The following is a 17,210-nucleotide window of genomic DNA, read 5'->3' as shown; positions in this document are numbered from 1 at the left end:
GGGTAAAGCATTTTCTACCCTACGGTTCCTGCTCCAAGAGTCATCTCTAGTCAATCACCTTACGTAGACGCAGCCCGGCGATCAGGCCGATGAAGCAGAACACCGCGAACAGCCAGCCGGAGGCGGCGCCGGCCATGATGCCGGAGAGCAGGGTGCCCACGGTGCAGCCCAGAGCGAGCATGCCGCCAAGGCCGAGCAGTATGCCGCCGATGAAGTTGCGCAGCGCTTCCCGTACTCCTGGCCAGCGCGGCGCGCAGTCGCCGGCGAGCAGGGCGCTGGCCCAGGCGGCGAAGACTAGGCCAAGAATGAACAGGCCGTTGTTCGACAGCAATGTTTCCTTCACCACGGTGGCGCAGCCGGAAAAACCGTCCAGGCCCTCCAGGCGTTCTGGCAGCCAGCCCAGGCCGTTGGCAGCCGTGCGCGACAGGCTGCCGAGCTCGGCGGTGACGCCCAGCGGACCGACGCGCAGGTAGGCCGCCAGGGCCAGCGTGCCGATCAGGATGCCGCCAACCCAGGTCGGCCAGCGTGGGCCGAACAGCAGTTCACCCAGGCCATTGCTGGTTTGCCGAGGTTCTTGGTTCTGGCGGTAGCGCAGTAGCAGGTGCGCCAGGCCACCAAGCAGCGCCAGCTGCAGCAACAACGAACCGCCATAGCCGAGCCTGGCCGGCAGCCAGATCACCGGTGCCTCCTGAATACTCGCCAGGTACAGGGTGTTCCAGCTCAGGAACCCCAGAAAGAAACCGACCAGCGCGCCGATCAGGGCCAGCACCGAGGCCAGGGCGCCTTCGCCCAGGCGATACAGATGGGCGCTGATGCACGACCCGGAAATCGCCATGCCCAGGCCAAACAGGGTGGCGCCCAGCGCCAGCACCCAGCTCAGTGGGCCGATGTGGGCGTCTGGGGGCAGGCGGCCGTTGGTCGGGTCCGGCAGAAAGGCACCAAAAGCCGCGTGATACCCCAGGGTGCCGACCACCAGAGCGGCGAGAATACCGAGCAGCCCGCGTGGGTCTCGGTGTTCGATGAAATCTCGACTGACGCAGAAGAAACAAAAGCGCGACCGCTGCAGCAGCACGCCGAACAGGCCGCCCGCCAGCAGGGAAAAGCTCAGCGCTCGCCCTTCGTTGCTCGGCGTAGCCAGCACCCAGGCGGCTATGGCCAGCGTGAACAGAATCAGGGTAGCGCTGCCGGTGCGTAAGGTAAGCATGCAAGGTTGCTCCATTGACGGTTGTCCGCTGAGGGAATGGGGCGAATGTCGAGTCGGGCAGATCCCGGAGCAGGGCGCCCATAAAAAAGGGGCGGACGCCATGCCTGGTACGTCCGCCCCCGTCAAAGGGTGCCTCCTGCGGCTTACTTGCCGCCCCAGACCGTGCCGGCGACGTTTACCACCGGAACCCCAACGGCATTGCCGTATTCGGTCCAGGAGCCGTCGTAGTTGCGCACGTCGTAACCAAGAATCTTCTTCAGGGCGAACCAGGTGTGGCTGGAGCGTTCGCCGATCCGGCAGTAGGTGATGATCGGTTTGCTGCCGTCGATACCCACGGCGGCGTAGACCTTCTTCAACTCCTCGGCAGACTTGAAGGTGCCATCGGCGGCGACAGCCTGGCCCCATGGAACGTTCACGGCGCCGGGTACGTGACCGGCGCGCACGGCCAGTTCCTGGACGCCCTGGGGTGCGAAGACCTTGCCGTTGTACTCATCGGCGGAGCGGATATCCACCAGTTGCTCGTCGCTGCGTTTCTCGGCAGCGGCGAGCACGTCCGGCAGGAAGGCGCGCAGTTGCTGGTTGGCGGCCTTGAGGGTGACGTTGCCATTGCCCGGACTGCTGGCGCGGTTGCTCAGGGGGCGTTTTTCCGCTTCCCACTTGCCCCGCCCGCCGTCGAGCAGCTTGACGTTCTCAACGCCGTAGACATCGAACACCCAGGCGCCCCAGGCGGCGAACCAGTTGTTATTGTCGCCATAGAGGATGGTGGTGGTGTCGTCCGATACGCCGGATTTGCGCAGCAGGCTCTGCAGGGCTTGTTGGCTGGCGATATCACGCTTGACCGGGTCGACCAGGTCGCTATGCCAGGCCAGGTTTACTGCGCCGGGGATATGACCGCGCTCATAGACACCCGGTGCCACGCTGACTTCGATGATACGCACCTTGGGGTTGTCGAGATTCTTCTCCAGCCAGTCGCTGGTGACCAGGAACTCGCTCGCCGCCCAGAGGGGCGCAGACAACAGGCTGGCGACGGCGATCACGCCGACGTTGAACAGGGAACGAATGTGCATGTGAGGCTCCTTTTTCATCTGATGCAATTGGCGTCGTGAGGATCTTTCAGCGATGACCGTGCGCTGGCTGCCGGGTCTTGGCTGGTGAAGAGGGTTTTGGTCGTCGAGCTTCGACTCGGCGGCGAATACCGATCAGGTCATCGGGCCACTGAAGAGGCCGGCTGCTGTCTGCGGGGCACAGGTTCCGGCAGGCCGCGACCGCACGGAAGACGGGAAGCGGGTAGCGATCTGCGCAGGGGAATGCGTGACACATAAGAAGGCCTCATCAAGGCGTGCCAGCCTGGGATGAGGCGGGTCACGGGACAACGGTCTGGCGTCAGCAGGGTGTCCGGTGATCCGGTAGAAGCAAGCTAGATGATCTAAAAAAAGCCAAGCAAATAATTTAAGGGAATTAGCTTAGATGCATCTGCCGATGATCGAGTACATCGGCCCTGGTAATGCCCTGAAAGCCTCAGGCTGGCTCAATGCCGGTATCAGGCAGGCCCGTTGTCCAGCATCTTCAGTAGTTGTAAGAAAGCGTTTCAGGGCACCTTGATGCCCACCTGGTCGAGCATCTCGACCAGGCGAATCAGCGGCAGGCCGATCAGGCTGTTGACGTCGCTGCCTTCGGTACGGCGGAACAGGCTGATGCCCAATCCTTCGGCCTTGAAACTGCCGGCGCAGTCGTAGGGTTCTTCGGCCTGCAGGTAACGGGTGATCTGCTCGGCATCCAGTGTGCGAAAATGCACGGTATAAGGAACGCAGTCGACCTGGCAGGCGCCGCTGCTGCTGTCGAGCAGGGCCAGGCCGGTGAGAAAGGTCACGCGCTTGCCGCTGGCGGCGCTGAGCTGGGCATGGGCGCGCTCGAAGCCGTGGGGCTTGCCGAGTACCTGGCCGTCGAGCACGGCCACCTGGTCGGAGCCGATGATCAGATGAGCGGGGAATCGCTCGGCCAATGCCGCAGCCTTCTCCCGGGCCAGGCGGCGCACCAGATCCTCGGCCGGCTCGCCATCCTGGCGCGACTCGTCGATACTCGGCGCGGCCCATTCGAAGGGCTGGCGCAGGCGGCTCAGCAGCTCGCGGCGATAGGGAGAACTGGAAGCGAGAACCAGGGGCGGCATGGGCATTGACCTCGTGTGGAACGGAGCGCCGATTCTAGTCGTCGCTCCAGGGCCTGGACAGGCGGAATTTCCTTTGACAGCGCACGGTTGCATCCATAGAATGCGGCGCCTATGTCAAATGGCCCGATTCCACCTCACGTTGATCCACGCAAACTCGCTGATCGCGGCGCCACCCTTCAGGGTGAATTGCCGCTAGCCGATTTTTCGAGGCTCTGTGATCCTCTCGCCGATAATGGCGGCAACGTGCGTGCGAAGCTCAGCTTCGAGCGTGACGAGCGCCATGCTGTGGTCATCCACAGCCAGCTTGAGGTCGAAGTCAAGATGGTTTGCCAGCGGTGTCTGGATCAGGTCACCTTACCGATCCTCAGCGAGTGTGATTACGCTGTGGTGAAGGAAGGCGCGAATACCCAGTCCGTGCCGCAAGGCTATGACGTACTGGAAATGGGTGAAGATCCTCTGGATCTGTTGGCCTTGGTCGAGGATGAGCTGTTGCTCGCCTTGCCCATCGTGCCGATGCATGACCCGAAAGATTGCCAGCAGCCGGCGGGCCTCGATGAGCCCGAGCCGAGCGAGGACGAGGTGACGCGGTCCAACCCGTTCAGTGTATTGGCACAGTTAAAGCGTGACCCAAACGTTTAGGAGTTAACTAGTATGGCTGTTCAGCAGAACAAAAAATCCCGTTCCGCCCGTGACATGCGTCGTTCGCATGACGCGCTCGAGGGTAACGCTCTGTCCGTTGAGAAGAGCACCGGTGAAGTTCACCTGCGTCACCACGTATCGCCGGAAGGCGTTTACCGTGGTCGCAAAGTGATCGACAAGGGCGCTGACGAGTAAATCTTGTCCGCTCCGATCATCGCGATTGATGCAATGGGTGGGGACTTCGGTCCCCACTGCATTGTTCCAGCCAGCGTCGCCTGTCTGGCCGAATTCCCCTCGCTGCACCTGGTCCTCGTCGGCCAAGCTCCCCTGATTGAAGAACTGCTCGCTGGTATTCCCGGTGTGGATCGCGCGCGCCTGCGTGTCGAGCATGCGGCAGAAAGCATCGAGATGGGGGAGCGCCCCGGGCAGGCCCTGCGTGGCAAGCCGGACTCTTCCATGCGCGTGGCGCTGGAGACAGTGCGCGAGGGGCGGGCCCATGCCTGCGTGAGCGCGGGCAACACCGGTGCGCTGATGGCGCTGTCGCGGCACGTGCTGAAAACTCTGCCGGGTATCGATCGGCCGGCGATGATCGCCGCCATTCCCAGTCGCAAGGGTGTGTGCCTGTTGCTGGATCTGGGCGCCAACGTCGATTGCACGGCCGAGCAGCTTTGCCAGTTCGCGATCATGGGGGCGGTGGCCGCCGAGGTGCAGGGCGCCGAGGCGCCGCGCGTCGGTTTGCTGAACGTGGGCAGCGAAGAAACCAAAGGCAACCAGCAGGTCAAGCAGGCCGCCGCGCTGCTCGAGGGTGTCGATGGCCTCAACTATATCGGCTTCGTCGAAGGCGATGGCCTGTATGCCGGTGAGGCTGACGTGCTGGTGTGCGATGGCTTCGTCGGCAATGCCTTGCTCAAGTCCAGTGAAGGGCTGGTGACCATGATCGTGTCTCGGCTCGAGGCGCTGTTTCGAAGCACTTTGTTGGGGCGTGTCGCCGGCCTTCTGGCTTTGCCGCTGCTGCGCCGCTTGCGTGGCGAACTGGCGCCGGCGCGTCACAACGGCGCCAGTTTTCTCGGCTTGCAGGGCATCGTGGTGAAGAGCCACGGCAGTGCCGGGCCGGATGGTATAAAGAGCGCCATTCGCCGGGCGATGACCGATGTGCAGGAGAATTTGCCGGCGCGACTGGGTGGTCGAATCGAGCACTTGATCCGTAATATGTGACCGCTCGGGATGGCCAGCCATCCAAGGTGTCAGTTTTCCAGCGCTCGCGAGTGGCGGGCGTAAATTTTTCGACGAGAAGATCACTAAGGGAACCGTTCCATGTCTGCATCCCTCGCATTCGTCTTTCCCGGTCAGGGCTCGCAAGCGCTGACCATGTTGGCCGGACACGGCGCAGAGCACGCGCTGGTCCTCGATACCTTCGGCGAAGCTTCGAGCGCCCTGGGTTATGACCTGTGGGCACTGACCCAGCAGGGCCCGGAAGAGCAGCTCAACCAGACCGACAAGACCCAGCCCGCGATCCTCGCCGCCTCCATCGCCCTGTGGCGCCTGTGGCTGGCCGAAGGTGGTGCGCGTCCGGCGTTCGTCGCCGGGCACAGCCTGGGTGAATACAGCGCGCTGGTCGCTGCCGGTGCCGTCGGCTTCGCCGAAGCGGTCAAGCTGGTCGAGCTGCGTGGCCAACTGATGCAGCAGGCCGTACCGGCCGGGCAGGGCGGCATGGCGGCGATCATCGGCCTGGAAGATGCCGACGTGCAGGCTGCCTGCGCCGAAGCCGCCCAGGGCGATGTGGTTAGCGCGGTGAACTATAACGCGCCGGGGCAGGTGGTCATTGCCGGCTCCGCTGCCGCTGTCGGCCGCGCCGTCGAGGCCTGCAAGGCCCGTGGCGCCAAGCGTGCGCTGCCGCTGCCGGTCAGCGTGCCGTCGCATTGCGAACTGATGCGCCCGGCTGCCGAGCGCTTTGCCGAGGCGGTCAACGCCATCGCCTGGCAGGCGCCGCAGATTGCGCTGGTGCAGAACGTCAGCGCTGCCGTGGTGGTGGACCTGGATACTCTCAAGCGCGACCTGCTGGCTCAGTTGTACAGCCCGGTGCGTTGGGTCGAGTCCATCGTTCGCCTGGGCGAGCAGGGCGTTACCGATCTGGTCGAATGTGGCCCGGGCAAAGTGCTGTCGGGCCTGAACAAGCGTTGTGTCAAGGGCGTCAACACCCACAACCTCGACACCCCCGAAAGCTTTGCCGCTGCGCGCGCCGCACTGGCCGACATACAGTCCTGAACAAGGGAGAATGCTATGAGTCTGCAAGGTAAGGTTGCGCTGGTCACTGGTGCCAGCCGTGGTATTGGCCAGGCCATCGCCCTGGAGCTGGGCCGTCAGGGCGCCGTGGTGATCGGTACCGCCACGTCCGAGGCGGGTGCCGAGCGCATCGCCGCGACCCTCAAGGAAAACGGCATCGAAGGCACCGGCCTGATGCTCAACGTCAGCAACGACGAGTCCGTTGCGGCGACTCTGGAAAAAATCCAGAAGGATTTCGGCCAGGTACTGGTGCTGGTCAACAATGCCGGCATCACCCGTGACAACCTGATGCTGCGCATGAAGGACGACGAGTGGTACGACGTGATCGATACCAACCTCAACAGTCTGTATCGCCTGTCGAAGGCCGTGCTGCGCGGCATGACCAAGGCCCGTTTCGGGCGTATCATCAACATCGGTTCGGTGGTGGGTGCCATGGGCAACGCCGGGCAGGTGAACTACGCAGCCGCCAAGGCCGGCCTCGAAGGTTTTGGCCGTGCGCTGGCCCGTGAAGTGGGCTCGCGCTCGATCACGGTCAACGCCGTGGCACCGGGTTTCATCGATACCGACATGACCCGTGAATTGCCCGAAGCGCAACGTGAAGCGCTGCTGACACAGATTCCGCTGGGCCGTCTGGGGCAAGCGCAGGAGATCGCCAACGTGGTTTCTTTCCTCGCTTCCGATGGTGCAGCTTACGTCACAGGGGCTACTATCCCTGTGAACGGCGGGATGTACATGAGCTGAATCCGAGGGGCGCCGTCGGCGAACGTCTGCGATTCGATGCGAACTTGGTAATAAAGCTGTAAGTTTGCACACCGAATCGTTGACGTATTTCCGTGGGCGCCACTGGCTTTCAGCTTGAAAAGCTGAAAACCCTTTCTATACACTTGCCGGCACAACCAGCTGGCTGGATTTGTCCAATAGGAGTGATAACACGTGAGCACCATCGAAGAACGCGTCAAGAAAATCGTTGCCGAGCAACTGGGCGTGAAGGAAGAAGAAGTAACCAACAGCGCTTCCTTCGTTGAAGACCTGGGTGCCGACTCGCTTGACACCGTTGAGCTGGTGATGGCTCTCGAGGAAGAATTCGAGACCGAGATCCCGGACGAACAAGCCGAGAAGATCACCACTGTTCAGGAAGCCATCGACTACGTTACTGCTCACGCTCAGTAAGCAGTTCGTCGCTTCCCGAATCGGAAAAGCCGCACGTCTGCAAAGGCGTGCGGCTTTTCTTTGAAGGCTCGCTGTAAAAGTTTTCAAGAGCGCCTTTGGGCGTCTTCCCGCTCGGGTACCGACTACCCTGAGCCAATCGCCGGATGATCGACGGCCTGGGCAACGGTTTGCCAGGTGCATCGCGGCGTCGAAAAACCTGATAAGAGGAGATTGCTGTGTCGCGTAGACGCGTCGTGGTTACCGGTATGGGCATGTTGTCGCCGCTGGGTAACGATGTGCCGAGCAGCTGGCAGGGCATTCTGGCCGGCCGCAGTGGTATCGGCCTGATCGAACACATGGATCTTTCCGCTTTTTCGACTCGCATCGGCGGCTCGGTAAAGAATTTCGATGTCGAGCCCTATCTGTCGCCCAAAGAGGCACGCAAGCTCGACCTGTTCATCCAGTACGGCCTGGCCGCCTGCTTCCAGGCCGCCCGCGATTCCGGGCTGGAAGTCACGGACGCCAACCGTGACCGTATCGGTGTGGCCATGGGCTCCGGCATCGGCGGCCTGACCAACATCGAGAACAACTGCAAATCGCTGTTTGATCAGGGGCCACGGCGCATTTCGCCGTTCTTCGTGCCGGGCTCGATCATCAACATGATTTCCGGTTTCCTGTCGATCCACCTGGGTCTGCAGGGCCCCAACTACGCCATTTCCACGGCGTGCACCACCGGTACTCACTGCATCGGCATGGCCGCGCGCAACATCGCCTATGGCGAGGCGGACGTGATGATCGCCGGTGGCGCCGAGATGGCCGCCTGTGGCCTGGGTCTGGGCGGCTTCGGCGCAGCGCGGGCGATGTCCACCCGCAACGACGAGCCGACCAGGGCGAGCCGTCCGTGGGACAAGGACCGGGACGGCTTCGTGCTCTCCGACGGCGCTGGCGCTCTGGTGCTCGAAGAGCTCGAGCATGCCAAGGCCCGCGGCGCGACCATCTACGCCGAGCTGATCGGCTTCGGCATGAGCGGCGATGCCTTCCACATGACCTCGCCACCCGAAGATGGCGCCGGTGCCGCCCGCTGCATGGCCAACGCCCTGCGTGATGCCGGTATCGAGCCGTCCGCGGTGCAGTACATCAACGCCCACGGCACCTCGACTTCGGCCGGCGACAAGGCGGAAGTGGCGGCGATCAAGACCGTGTTCGGCGAGCACGCGCACAAGCTGGCGGTCAGTTCGACCAAGTCCATGACCGGCCACCTGCTGGGTGCTGCTGGTGCGGTGGAGGCGATCTTCAGCGTGCTGGCGCTGCGTGACCAGGTCGCGCCGCCGACTATCAACCTGGACCAGCCGGACGAAGGCTGCGACCTGGACTTCGTGCCCCATGAGGCGCGCAAGATGCCGATGGACGTGGTGCTGTCCAACTCCTTCGGGTTCGGTGGCACCAACGGCTCGCTGGTATTCCGTCGGTACGCCGACTGATGCTGCACTGGGTCGACGGTCAGCCAGCGGCGTCGCTGCCCCTGGCTGACCGCGGCCTGGCCTACGGTGACGGCCTGTTCGAGACCATGGCGGTGCGTGGTGGCCGGCCGGTGCTGCTGGAACGGCATCTGGCGCGGGTCACGGCTGGTTGCGCACGCCTGCGTATCGCGCTGGATGTCGACCGGCTGCGCCGCGAGCTGTCGGCCTTCTGTGCCGAACTGGGGGAGGGCGTCGCCAAGTTGATCGTCACCCGTGGTGATGGCCAGCGTGGCTACGCGCCGTCGACCGGCGCACCGCGACACATCCTGCAATCCGCCGCCATGCCGGCGTATCCCGTCCAGCACGCCGAGCAGGGCGTTTGCCTTTATCCCTGCGTCACGCGCCTGGGCGAGCAGTCGCTGCTCGCCGGCCTCAAACACCTCAATCGCCTGGAGCAGGTGCTGGCGCGCGCCGAATGGCAGGATGCCGAGCATGCCGAAGGACTGATGCGCGATGTTTCCGGGCGGGTGATCGAAGGTGTGTTCAGCAACCTGTTTCTGGTTAGCGGCGGCGCGTTGATCACCCCAGACCTGCAGCGCTGCGGCGTGGCCGGGGTGATGCGCGCCGAGCTACTCGACCAGGCACAGGCGCTGGGCATCGAATGCCAGGTTCGCGATATCGAACTGGACGAACTGCTGGGCGCCGATGAAGTCTTTCTCTGCAACAGCCTGTATGGCGTGTGGCCGGTGCGTCAGCTGCAGGCCCGTCACTGGCCGGTGGGCCCGCTCACCCGTAAACTGCAGGCTCTTGCCCGACATCTACTGGACCGCTGATTCGTGATTCGCAAATTACTGTTGATGCTCGAAATCGTCGTGGTGCTGGCCGGCCTTACCCTCGGTCTGGTCGCCTGGCAGCAGCATCGCGCGCTCGAACAGCCGCTGACCCTCAGCGAGGAGCGTCTGATCGAAGTGCCGGCCGGCGCCACGCCTGGCGGCGTGCTCAATCGCCTGGAGGCCGACGGCGTGATCGACGGCGCCTTCTGGCTGCGCCTGTACTGGCGCTTCAACCTGCAGGGCCAGCCGCTGCACAGCGGCGAGTACCGCCTGACCCCCGACCTGCGGGTACGCGACATGCTCGACCTGTGGCGCCGCGGTGAAGTGGTGCAGTACAGCCTGACGCTGGTCGAAGGCTGGACCTTCCGCCAGGTGCGCGCCGCCCTGGCGCGCCAGGACAAGCTGGAACTGACCCTGAGCGAGCTCAGCGACGCCGAGATCATGGCCAAGCTCGGCCAGCCCGGCGAAAACCCCGAAGGGCGCTTCTTCCCCGATACCTACCGCTACGTGCGCGGCATGAGCGACCTGGACCTGCTCAAGCAGGCCCACAAGCGCCTGCAGGTGGTGCTCGACGAGGAGTGGGAGAAGCGCGCCGAAGCGCTGCCCTACAAGGATGCCTACGAGGCGCTGATCATGGCCTCGATGATCGAGAAGGAAACTGGTGTGCCCGAAGAGCGCGGCGAGATCGCCGGCGTGTTCGTGCGTCGCCTGGCCATCGGCATGCGCCTGCAGACCGACCCCACGGTGATTTTCGGTCTCGGTGAGCGCTACCAGGGGCGCATCACCCGTGCTCACCTGCGCGAGCCCACGCCTTACAACACCTACACCATCGACGGTATGCCGCCGACGCCGATCGCTCTGGTCGGTCGTGAAGCGATCCATGCGGCCTTGCATCCGGTCGATGGCAAGACCTTGTATTTCGTCGCCCGCGGCGACGGCAGTCACGTGTTTTCGGAAACCCTCGATGCGCACAATCGTGCGGTTCGCGAGTATCAGTTGAAGCGCCGCGCGGACTACCGGTCCAGCCCGGCGCCCATTTCCCAGACCAGCGAAAAGGACACCCAGTGAGCGGCTTGTTTATCACCCTGGAAGGCCCCGAGGGCGCCGGCAAGAGCACCAATCGGGAGTACCTGGCGGCGCGTTTGCGCGAGCAGGGGATCGACGTGCTGCTGACCCGCGAGCCGGGCGGCACGCCACTGGCCGAGCGGGTGCGCGAGCTGCTGCTGGCGCCCAGTGATGAGCCCATGGCCAGCGATACCGAGCTGCTGCTGGTGTTCGCCGCACGTGCCCAGCACCTGGCCCAGGTCATCGTTCCAGCCCTTGAGCGCGGCGCGGTGGTGCTTTGCGATCGCTTCACCGATGCCACCTATGCCTACCAGGGCGGGGGGCGTGGCCTGGATGTCGAGCGCATCGCTCAGCTGGAAACCTTCGTTCAGGGCTCGCTGCGCCCAGACCTGACCCTGGTGTTCGATCTGCCGGTGGAAGTGGGCCTGTCCCGTGCCGTCGCGCGCGGTCGCCTGGATCGCTTCGAGCAGGAGGGCCGAGGTTTCTTCGAAGCGGTGCGTGCTACCTACCTGCAGCGCGCCGAGGCGGCGCCTGCGCGCTACCGAATTCTCGACGCGTCGCAGTCCCTCGAGGCGGTGCAGCGGGACCTGGATGCGCTACTGCCGCAACTGATGGAGCTGCAGCGTGGCTGACGTGTACCCCTGGCAGACCGCACTCTGGCAGCAACTGGCTGGGCGTACGCAGCATGCGCACGCCTATCTGCTGCATGGCCCGGCCGGTATCGGCAAGCGCGCGCTGGCCGAGCGCCTGATGGCCTTGCTGCTGTGCAAGTCGCCGGTGGACCTGCAGCCGTGCGGGCAGTGCAAATCGTGCCATCTGCTGGCGGCCGGTAGTCACCCGGACAATTACGTGCTGGAGCCGGAAGAGGCCGACAAGCCGATCAAGGTCGACCAGGTACGTGCGCTGGTCCATTTCGTGGTGCAGACCGCGCAGCTCGGCGGGCGCAAGGTGGTGCTGCTCGAGCCCACCGAAGCGATGAACCTCAACGCGGCCAACGCGCTGCTGAAAAGCCTCGAGGAGCCGTCGGGCGATACCGTGCTGCTGCTGATCAGCCATCAGCCGAGCCGCCTGCTGCCGACCATCAAGAGTCGTTGCGTGCAACAGGCTTGCCCACTGCCTAGCGGGGCGATGAGCCTGCAGTGGTTGAGCGAAACCCTGCCTGCTTGCAGCGAGCAGGAAATCCGCGAACTGTTGTACCTGGCGGCGGGCTCGCCGCTGGCGGCTGCCAGGCTGCAGGAGCAGGGCGTGCGCGAGCAGCGCGCGCTGGTGGTCGACGGGGTGAAGAAGCTGCACAAGCAGCAGGCTTCTGCCAGCCAACTGGCCGAAGGCTGGAAGGACGTGCCGCTGACGCTGTTGTTCGACTGGTTCTGCGATTGGGCGCACCTGACCCTGCGCTACCAGCTGACCCAGGACGAACAGGGCCTTGGCCCGGCGGACATGGCCAAAGTGGTCCAGTACCTGGCGCAGAAAGCGTCCCAGGCCAAGGTAATGGCCATCCAGGAATGGTTGCTGCAGCAGCGCCAGAAAGTATTGGGCAAAGCCAACCTCAACCGTGTGCTGCTTCTCGAAGCCTTGCTGGTGCAGTGGGCAAGCCTGCCTGGACCGAGCTAGAATCGGGCTCACGTCATGACTTCAGGAATCACGCATGAACTTGCCACCTAATCTGGGACCCCGTAACGGCATCCTGTCCCTGACCATCAAGGACAAGTCCGTGCTGTATGCCGCCTACATGCCCTTCATCAAGAATGGCGGCCTGTTCATTCCCACCAACAAGAGCTACAAGCTCGGTGATGAAGTGTTCATGCTGCTCAACCTGATGGACGAGCCGGAAAAGATTCCGGTGGCTGGCAAAGTGGTGTGGATCACCCCGAAAGGCGCCCAGGGCAACCGCGCCGCTGGCGTAGGCGTGCAGTTCAACGAAGGCGACAATACCGCCCGCAACAAGATCGAGACCTACCTGGCTGGCGCCCTCAAGTCCGATCGCCCCACCCATACGATGTAACAGCGGCCCTTTGTGCGCCTGGCTGGCAGGCCCCTTGGTCTGCCGGGTGACGTGCCGCATCCCGCCTGCCGCTCAAGGTTCTGATTTATGCTCATCGATTCCCACTGCCACCTCGACCGTCTCGATCTGGCCGCCCATGGCGGTTCCCTGGACGATGCGCTGGCTGCTGCCCGCGCCCGTGGCGTCCGCCATTTCCTGTGCATCGGCGTGAGCGCCGACAACGCTGCCGCGGTGCGCGAGCTGGCAGGGCGCTATGCCGATGTCGATTGCTCCGTCGGCATCCACCCGCTGGACCTCGAGCCCGGCAGTGCGCCGGCGCTGGACTGGCTGCTCGCCGAGTTGGACCATCCTGGCGTGGTGGCCATCGGCGAGACCGGCCTGGATTATCACTACGAGCCCGAAGCGGCCGAGCTGCAGCAGGAAGCGTTTCGCCTGCACCTGCAGGCCGCGCAGATTACCGGCAAGCCGGTCATCGTGCATACCCGTGAAGCCCGCGCCGATACCCTGAAGTTGCTGCGCGAAGCCGCGCTGCCCCAGGGTGGCGTGCTGCACTGTTTCACCGAGGACTGGGAAATGGCCAGGGCGGCGCTGGATATCGGCTTCTACATTTCGCTGTCCGGCATCGTTACGTTCCGCAACGCCGAGGCGCTGCGCGAAGTCGCCCGCCAGGTGCCAGCCGACCGGCTGCTGGTAGAAACCGATTCACCCTATCTCGCGCCCGTGCCGCACCGTGGCAAGCCGAACCTGCCGGAGTACGTGCGCGATGTCGCCGAGTATCTGGCGACGCTGCGCGGCGTCAGCTATGAAACCCTGGCGCAGCAGACTGGCGACAATTTCCGGCGTCTGTTCCCCCTGGCCCGAGTCGCCGCTGACGCCTGACGCGCCAGGAAAACCGCGAGCGGTTTTGTCGTCTTCGCTGTGAAGATCTGCTTGCCACCGGACTGGCAATTAAGTGTTAGCTGTCGACAACTTTCATTCTCCATTAGCGCGCCGCCTGGCCGTGTGGGTTTCGTCCCTTACGGGCGACTCACTTTCTTTGCTTGTGCAAAGAAAGTAAGCAAAGAAACACATCCCCTACATACGGCCCCGGCTACGCCGGGGTTCCCTCGCTCCATCACCACTCCAGGGGCCCGCTGCGAAGGGCCATCCCTGGCCCATCGCAGCTCTCGCGACATCCATGTCGCTCAACCCCTTACATGGCGACTCCACTCGGCCTCCTGAAGGGGCTTGGGCGTCGCCTACACGATCGCAGCTCGAGAGCAAAAGCAAAAATAGACGCCGCCGAACTTGAGCCCGTGGAAATCTTGCAAGCTCGCGCCTTGGTCCCGTCAGGAGGTCGAGTGCAGGTGTTGCGTAGGGGAGCGAGCCGCATGGATGCGGCGAGAGGCTTAAAGGGCCAGGGACGGCCCTTGTAAGCCGGCCCCCGGAGCAGCGCCGGAGCGAGGGAAGTTTCGCGTAGCGAAACCTGAATGTCGGGGTGCCCTTCTTTGGCACACCTTTCTTGGGCAAGCAAGAAAGGTGTGGCGCCCGTAGGGGGCGCAACAAATAGGTTTAGTAGACGCGTTAATGGATAGTGCCAAGCTAGTAAGTGATATGCACACAAGCTTGCCAGTCCGGCAGTAACCCTAACTTTCCCAAACTATGCGAAGAGGCATAAAAAAACCCGGCTTCGGGACGGAATCCGGGTCAAGACCATTAGGAGTCAAACGAAGTGCACGGTCCTCGGCACTTCGGCCGCTGCGACACTTGGGGGAATATGCCGCACCGGTATGCTTGAGTATCGGTCATCCGCGGCCATCGTCCATGGCGGCTTTAAACGGATTTGGAATACTCCCGCCGCCTCTGAGTGCCTATTCGCTGAGGATCGCCCGCAGACGTTGCAAGGTGTGTTCGATCACCCGCGCCTCGGTGTAGAAGTGCGGTGAGAGGCGAATGCCGCCGCCGCGCTGCGCGCAGATGATCTGTTCGGCCTTGAGGCGTTCGTGCAGCTGGCGATTATCCCAGCTGTCTGCCGTGAAGGTGACGATGCCGGCACGCCGCTCGCGTTGCTGCGCGCTGAGCAAGCGTATGCCGGCCGTCTCGCCCAACCCATCGAGCAACCATTGAACACGCTCGTGCAATGCGCGTTCGACCTGGGGCATGCCAACCTCTTCGAGCAGCGACAGGCTGGCCTCCAGGGCCATGGCGCCGAGCATGTTGGGGCTGCCGCACTCGAAGCGGCGGGCGCTGCGCGCTGGAGCCCAGTCATCGCGGTCGTAGTCGCCGGCGTTTTCCAGCATGTGCCAGCCGTATTCGTGCAGGGCCAGGCGCTCACGCAGGTCCTGGCGGCAATAGAACACGCCCAGGCCCTCCGGGCCGAGCATCCATTTGTGGCCGTCAGCCATGGCAAAGGCGCAGCGGCTGCGCTGCACGTCCATGCCCAGGGCGCCCAGTTGCTGGATGGCATCGACGCACAGCAGTACGTCGCGTTGCTCGCAGCCCACGCCCAGGCGTTCGAGATCCAGGCGCAGGCCGCTGGCGTATTGCACGGCGCTGATCGCCATCAGGCGGGTGCGCGGCGTGCAGGCGGCGAGCAGGGCGCCTTCGGCATCGCCGCCCTGCAGGTCGACCTGCACCACTTCCACGCCGCGCGGGCGCAACGCTTCCCATACGATACGGTTGGAGGGAAATTCCTCGGTGCTGATGATCACCTGGTCACCTTCGCGCCAATCCAGGCCGAAGGCGACGAACGACAAGGCTTCGGAGGTGTTCTTTACCAGCGCGATATCGGCGCGCGAGGCGGCGTTGAGCAAACGCGCCAGGCGCTCGCGCAGGGTGCGTTCGGTGATCAGCCATTGCGCGTAGTCGCGAGCGCCGGTGGCGATGTTCTCCCGGGCGAAGCGCTCCACGGCCCGTGCGCTGCGTGCTGGCCAGGGGGCGACGGCGGCGTGATTGAGGTAGTAGAGATCGGTCGGCTGGGGAAACTCGTCAATGATGGCATTCATGTCGCGTGATCCGTGCAATTTGGCGTTAGTTGGGCATAATAGCGGACTTGAATTCCGACCTTGTCATTCCCTATGCAGAAAGAACCCCGCAAGATCCGTGAGTTTCGCCGCCGTGAGCAGGAGATCCTCGACATCGCTCTGAAACTCTTCCTCGAGCAGGGTGAGGACAGCGTGACCGTGGAGATGATTGCCGATGCCGTGGGTATCGGCAAAGGCACCATCTACAAGCACTTCAAGTCCAAGGCGGAAATCTACCTGCGCCTGATGCTCGACTACGAGCGTGATCTGAACGAGCTGCTGCACTCGTCCGATATCGACCGTGACAAGGAAGCGTTGTCGCGGGCCTATTTCGAGTTCCGCATGCGCGACCCGCAGCGCTATCGTCTGTTCGATCGCCTGGAAGAGAAGGTGGTCAAGGGCAACCAGGTGCCGGAACTGGTCGAGCAATTGCACGCCATCCGCGCCTCGAACTTCGAGCGGCTGACCCACTTGATCAAGGGGCGCATCGCCGAAGGCAAGCTCGAAGACGTGCCGCCGTACTTCCATTACTGCGCGGCCTGGGCGCTGGTGCATGGCGCCGTGGCGCTCTATCACTCGCCGTTCTGGAGCAACGTGCTCGAGGATCAGGAAGGCTTCTTCCAGTTCCTGATGGACATCGGCGTGCGCATGGGCAACAAGCGCAAGCGCGACAGCGAAACGCCTCCCGCCTGACTCGTGGCGCGGCCTGTCGAGGTCGCGCGCGTCTCCTGGCGCGAAACCTGCTTGAGGCAGTCATTCGCCGGTTTTCCGTCGCCGGTGTCGGGAGATTTCATATGCGTAACCTGTTCGCCCTGGTTTTCGTGCTGAGCCTGACCGGCTGCATGAACGTCAGCGACATGGCCGATGGCGCCACCTACCACCTGCGCGATGCCGGCGTGCTGGACTACAGCAAGATCCGCCGCTCGGCTTCCTGGCGCCTGCAGCCTGATTCGTTCATCTACATCGCCCAGGGGCCATTCACCCCCAACGGCAAGCACGCCTATCCGCGGCCCAACGTGGTGGCCGAGGAAGCGTTTCGCGGCTTCGTCGAGTATTTCCCCATGGTTCGCCGCGCCCGCGCGCCGGTCGGCCTGGATGAAGCGCTGGGTGAGGCCCGTGCCGCTGGCGCCCACTACCTGCTCTACACCCGTTTCGCCTATGCCGATGATCGTATCGGCACGATGGAGGAGTGGGAGGATCAGGAGGAATTCGATCGCCTGGGCACCGACCGCAGCGTGCTGCAACTGATGCTGATCGAGACCAACACCCGTTTTCTGGTCGACACCGCGCGCATTCGCAGCCGCGGCGGTTTCCTGACCTTCTACGATGCCAGGCCCGAAGACCTGATCCGGGCGCCGCTCGAGGATTATGCGCGTACACTCCTGGGTTTCAGTCGATAACCCGGG

General features: G+C 63.7%; 19 protein-coding genes. 15 read left to right on the top strand and 4 right to left on the bottom strand.

Going from position 1 to position 17,210, the window contains the following annotated elements; genetic code table 11:
* Positions 1–46 precede the first annotated feature (46 nt).
* The 3 genes from BVH01_RS22810 to BVH01_RS22800 form a co-directional block, all read right to left on the bottom strand.
* Complete coding sequence (locus BVH01_RS22810) at positions 47–1,204, bottom strand: YeeE/YedE family protein (RefSeq protein ID WP_075932501.1); 1,158 nt, start codon at positions 1,202–1,204, stop codon at positions 47–49.
* Positions 1,205–1,347: 143 nt separating this feature from the next.
* Complete coding sequence (locus tag BVH01_RS22805) at positions 1,348–2,271, bottom strand: sulfurtransferase (protein ID WP_075932500.1); 924 nt, start codon at positions 2,269–2,271, stop codon at positions 1,348–1,350.
* Between the two features lie 521 nt (positions 2,272–2,792).
* Positions 2,793–3,371, bottom strand: coding sequence for a nucleoside triphosphate pyrophosphatase (locus BVH01_RS22800; RefSeq protein ID WP_075932499.1), 579 nt, complete (start codon positions 3,369–3,371; stop codon positions 2,793–2,795).
* Between the two features lie 111 nt (positions 3,372–3,482).
* Between BVH01_RS22800 and BVH01_RS22795 the strand changes: the two genes are divergently transcribed.
* The 13 genes from BVH01_RS22795 to BVH01_RS22735 all read left to right on the top strand — a co-directional run bounded on the left by BVH01_RS22795 (position 3,483) and on the right by BVH01_RS22735 (position 13,681).
* Positions 3,483–4,010: a YceD family protein gene (locus BVH01_RS22795; protein WP_075932498.1), complete on the top strand. Its 528-nt coding sequence runs from the start codon at positions 3,483–3,485 to the stop codon at positions 4,008–4,010.
* A 12-nt stretch (positions 4,011–4,022) separates the two neighbouring features.
* Positions 4,023–4,205, top strand: a complete 183-nt coding sequence (gene rpmF / locus BVH01_RS22790) for a 50S ribosomal protein L32 (RefSeq protein ID WP_025167420.1) — start codon at positions 4,023–4,025, stop codon at positions 4,203–4,205.
* A 3-nt stretch (positions 4,206–4,208) separates the two neighbouring features.
* The gene (gene plsX, locus BVH01_RS22785) at positions 4,209–5,225 is read left to right on the top strand and encodes a phosphate acyltransferase PlsX (protein WP_075932497.1); all 1,017 of its coding nucleotides are present in this window, start codon (positions 4,209–4,211) and stop codon (positions 5,223–5,225) included.
* Positions 5,226–5,324: 99 nt separating this feature from the next.
* Positions 5,325–6,275, top strand: a complete 951-nt coding sequence (fabD, locus tag BVH01_RS22780) for an ACP S-malonyltransferase (protein WP_075932496.1) — start codon at positions 5,325–5,327, stop codon at positions 6,273–6,275.
* Positions 6,276–6,290: 15 nt separating this feature from the next.
* Positions 6,291–7,034 carry a 3-oxoacyl-ACP reductase FabG gene (gene fabG / locus BVH01_RS22775; protein ID WP_042556697.1) on the top strand — a complete coding sequence of 248 codons (744 nt, stop codon included), beginning with the start codon at positions 6,291–6,293 and terminating at the stop codon, positions 7,032–7,034.
* Between the two features lie 192 nt (positions 7,035–7,226).
* On the top strand, positions 7,227–7,463 hold the full coding sequence (gene acpP, locus BVH01_RS22770) for an acyl carrier protein (RefSeq protein WP_003245177.1): 237 nt from the start codon (positions 7,227–7,229) through the stop codon (positions 7,461–7,463).
* Between the two features lie 215 nt (positions 7,464–7,678).
* A complete protein-coding gene (fabF, locus tag BVH01_RS22765; protein WP_075932495.1) occupies positions 7,679–8,923 on the top strand; it encodes a beta-ketoacyl-ACP synthase II in 1,245 nt (414 codons plus the stop codon).
* On the top strand, positions 8,923–9,735 hold the full coding sequence (pabC, locus tag BVH01_RS22760; RefSeq protein WP_075932494.1) for an aminodeoxychorismate lyase: 813 nt from the start codon (positions 8,923–8,925) through the stop codon (positions 9,733–9,735). The genes fabF and pabC overlap by 1 nt, the downstream gene beginning before the upstream one ends.
* A 3-nt stretch (positions 9,736–9,738) precedes the next feature.
* Positions 9,739–10,803, top strand: a complete 1,065-nt coding sequence (mltG, locus tag BVH01_RS22755; RefSeq protein WP_075932493.1) for an endolytic transglycosylase MltG — start codon at positions 9,739–9,741, stop codon at positions 10,801–10,803.
* Complete coding sequence (gene tmk / locus BVH01_RS22750) at positions 10,800–11,432, top strand: dTMP kinase (protein WP_075932492.1); 633 nt, start codon at positions 10,800–10,802, stop codon at positions 11,430–11,432. The genes mltG and tmk overlap by 4 nt, the downstream gene beginning before the upstream one ends.
* Positions 11,425–12,411 carry a DNA polymerase III subunit delta' gene (locus BVH01_RS22745; protein ID WP_075932491.1) on the top strand — a complete coding sequence of 329 codons (987 nt, stop codon included), beginning with the start codon at positions 11,425–11,427 and terminating at the stop codon, positions 12,409–12,411. Before tmk ends, BVH01_RS22745 begins: the two co-directional genes overlap by 8 nt.
* Positions 12,412–12,445: 34 nt before the next feature.
* Entirely contained in the window at positions 12,446–12,802 is a 357-nt protein-coding gene (locus tag BVH01_RS22740) for a PilZ domain-containing protein (protein WP_013791815.1), read from the top strand.
* 87 nt (positions 12,803–12,889) lie between these two features.
* Positions 12,890–13,681 (top strand): TatD family hydrolase, encoded by a 792-nt coding sequence (locus BVH01_RS22735; RefSeq protein ID WP_075932490.1) that lies wholly within the window; start codon positions 12,890–12,892, stop codon positions 13,679–13,681.
* Positions 13,682–14,652: 971 nt separating this feature from the next.
* On the opposite strand, the gene BVH01_RS22730 is transcribed toward BVH01_RS22735, so the two are convergent.
* Positions 14,653–15,786: an aminotransferase class V-fold PLP-dependent enzyme gene (locus BVH01_RS22730; RefSeq protein ID WP_075932489.1), complete on the bottom strand. Its 1,134-nt coding sequence runs from the start codon at positions 15,784–15,786 to the stop codon at positions 14,653–14,655.
* Between the two features lie 72 nt (positions 15,787–15,858).
* Here BVH01_RS22730 and BVH01_RS22725 point away from each other — a divergent pair, with 72 nt between their 5' ends.
* Both BVH01_RS22725 and BVH01_RS22720 read left to right on the top strand, forming a co-directional pair.
* A complete protein-coding gene (locus BVH01_RS22725; protein ID WP_075932488.1) occupies positions 15,859–16,497 on the top strand; it encodes a TetR/AcrR family transcriptional regulator in 639 nt (212 codons plus the stop codon).
* A 101-nt stretch (positions 16,498–16,598) separates the two neighbouring features.
* On the top strand, positions 16,599–17,204 hold the full coding sequence (locus tag BVH01_RS22720; RefSeq protein ID WP_075932487.1) for a DUF4823 domain-containing protein: 606 nt from the start codon (positions 16,599–16,601) through the stop codon (positions 17,202–17,204).
* Positions 17,205–17,210 lie beyond the last annotated feature (6 nt).

It is taken from the genome of Pseudomonas sp. PA1(2017) (assembly GCF_001945375.1).
Classification (GTDB): domain Bacteria; phylum Pseudomonadota; class Gammaproteobacteria; order Pseudomonadales; family Pseudomonadaceae; genus Aquipseudomonas.
This window is presented reverse-complemented; position numbering and strand designations above follow the sequence as displayed.

Bases quoted from the DNA above. Each gene is read 5' to 3' on its own strand.
- BVH01_RS22720 (WP_075932487.1), top strand. From the start codon at position 16,599: ATGCGTAACCTGTTCGCCCTGGTTTTCGTGCTGAGCCTGACCGGCTGC.
- BVH01_RS22805 (WP_075932500.1), bottom strand. From the start codon at position 2,271: ATGCACATTCGTTCCCTGTTCAACGTCGGCGTGATCGCCGTCGCCAGC.
- BVH01_RS22735 (WP_075932490.1), top strand. From the start codon at position 12,890: ATGCTCATCGATTCCCACTGCCACCTCGACCGTCTCGATCTGGCCGCC.
- BVH01_RS22800 (WP_075932499.1), bottom strand. From the start codon at position 3,371: ATGCCGCCCCTGGTTCTCGCTTCCAGTTCTCCCTATCGCCGCGAGCTG.
- fabD (WP_075932496.1), top strand. From the start codon at position 5,325: ATGTCTGCATCCCTCGCATTCGTCTTTCCCGGTCAGGGCTCGCAAGCG.
- fabG (WP_042556697.1), top strand. From the start codon at position 6,291: ATGAGTCTGCAAGGTAAGGTTGCGCTGGTCACTGGTGCCAGCCGTGGT.
- BVH01_RS22795 (WP_075932498.1), top strand. From the start codon at position 3,483: ATGTCAAATGGCCCGATTCCACCTCACGTTGATCCACGCAAACTCGCT.
- pabC (WP_075932494.1), top strand. From the start codon at position 8,923: ATGCTGCACTGGGTCGACGGTCAGCCAGCGGCGTCGCTGCCCCTGGCT.
- BVH01_RS22810 (WP_075932501.1), bottom strand. From the start codon at position 1,204: ATGCTTACCTTACGCACCGGCAGCGCTACCCTGATTCTGTTCACGCTG.
- BVH01_RS22730 (WP_075932489.1), bottom strand. From the start codon at position 15,786: ATGAATGCCATCATTGACGAGTTTCCCCAGCCGACCGATCTCTACTAC.
- BVH01_RS22725 (WP_075932488.1), top strand. From the start codon at position 15,859: ATGCAGAAAGAACCCCGCAAGATCCGTGAGTTTCGCCGCCGTGAGCAG.
- BVH01_RS22740 (WP_013791815.1), top strand. From the start codon at position 12,446: ATGAACTTGCCACCTAATCTGGGACCCCGTAACGGCATCCTGTCCCTG.
- rpmF (WP_025167420.1), top strand. From the start codon at position 4,023: ATGGCTGTTCAGCAGAACAAAAAATCCCGTTCCGCCCGTGACATGCGT.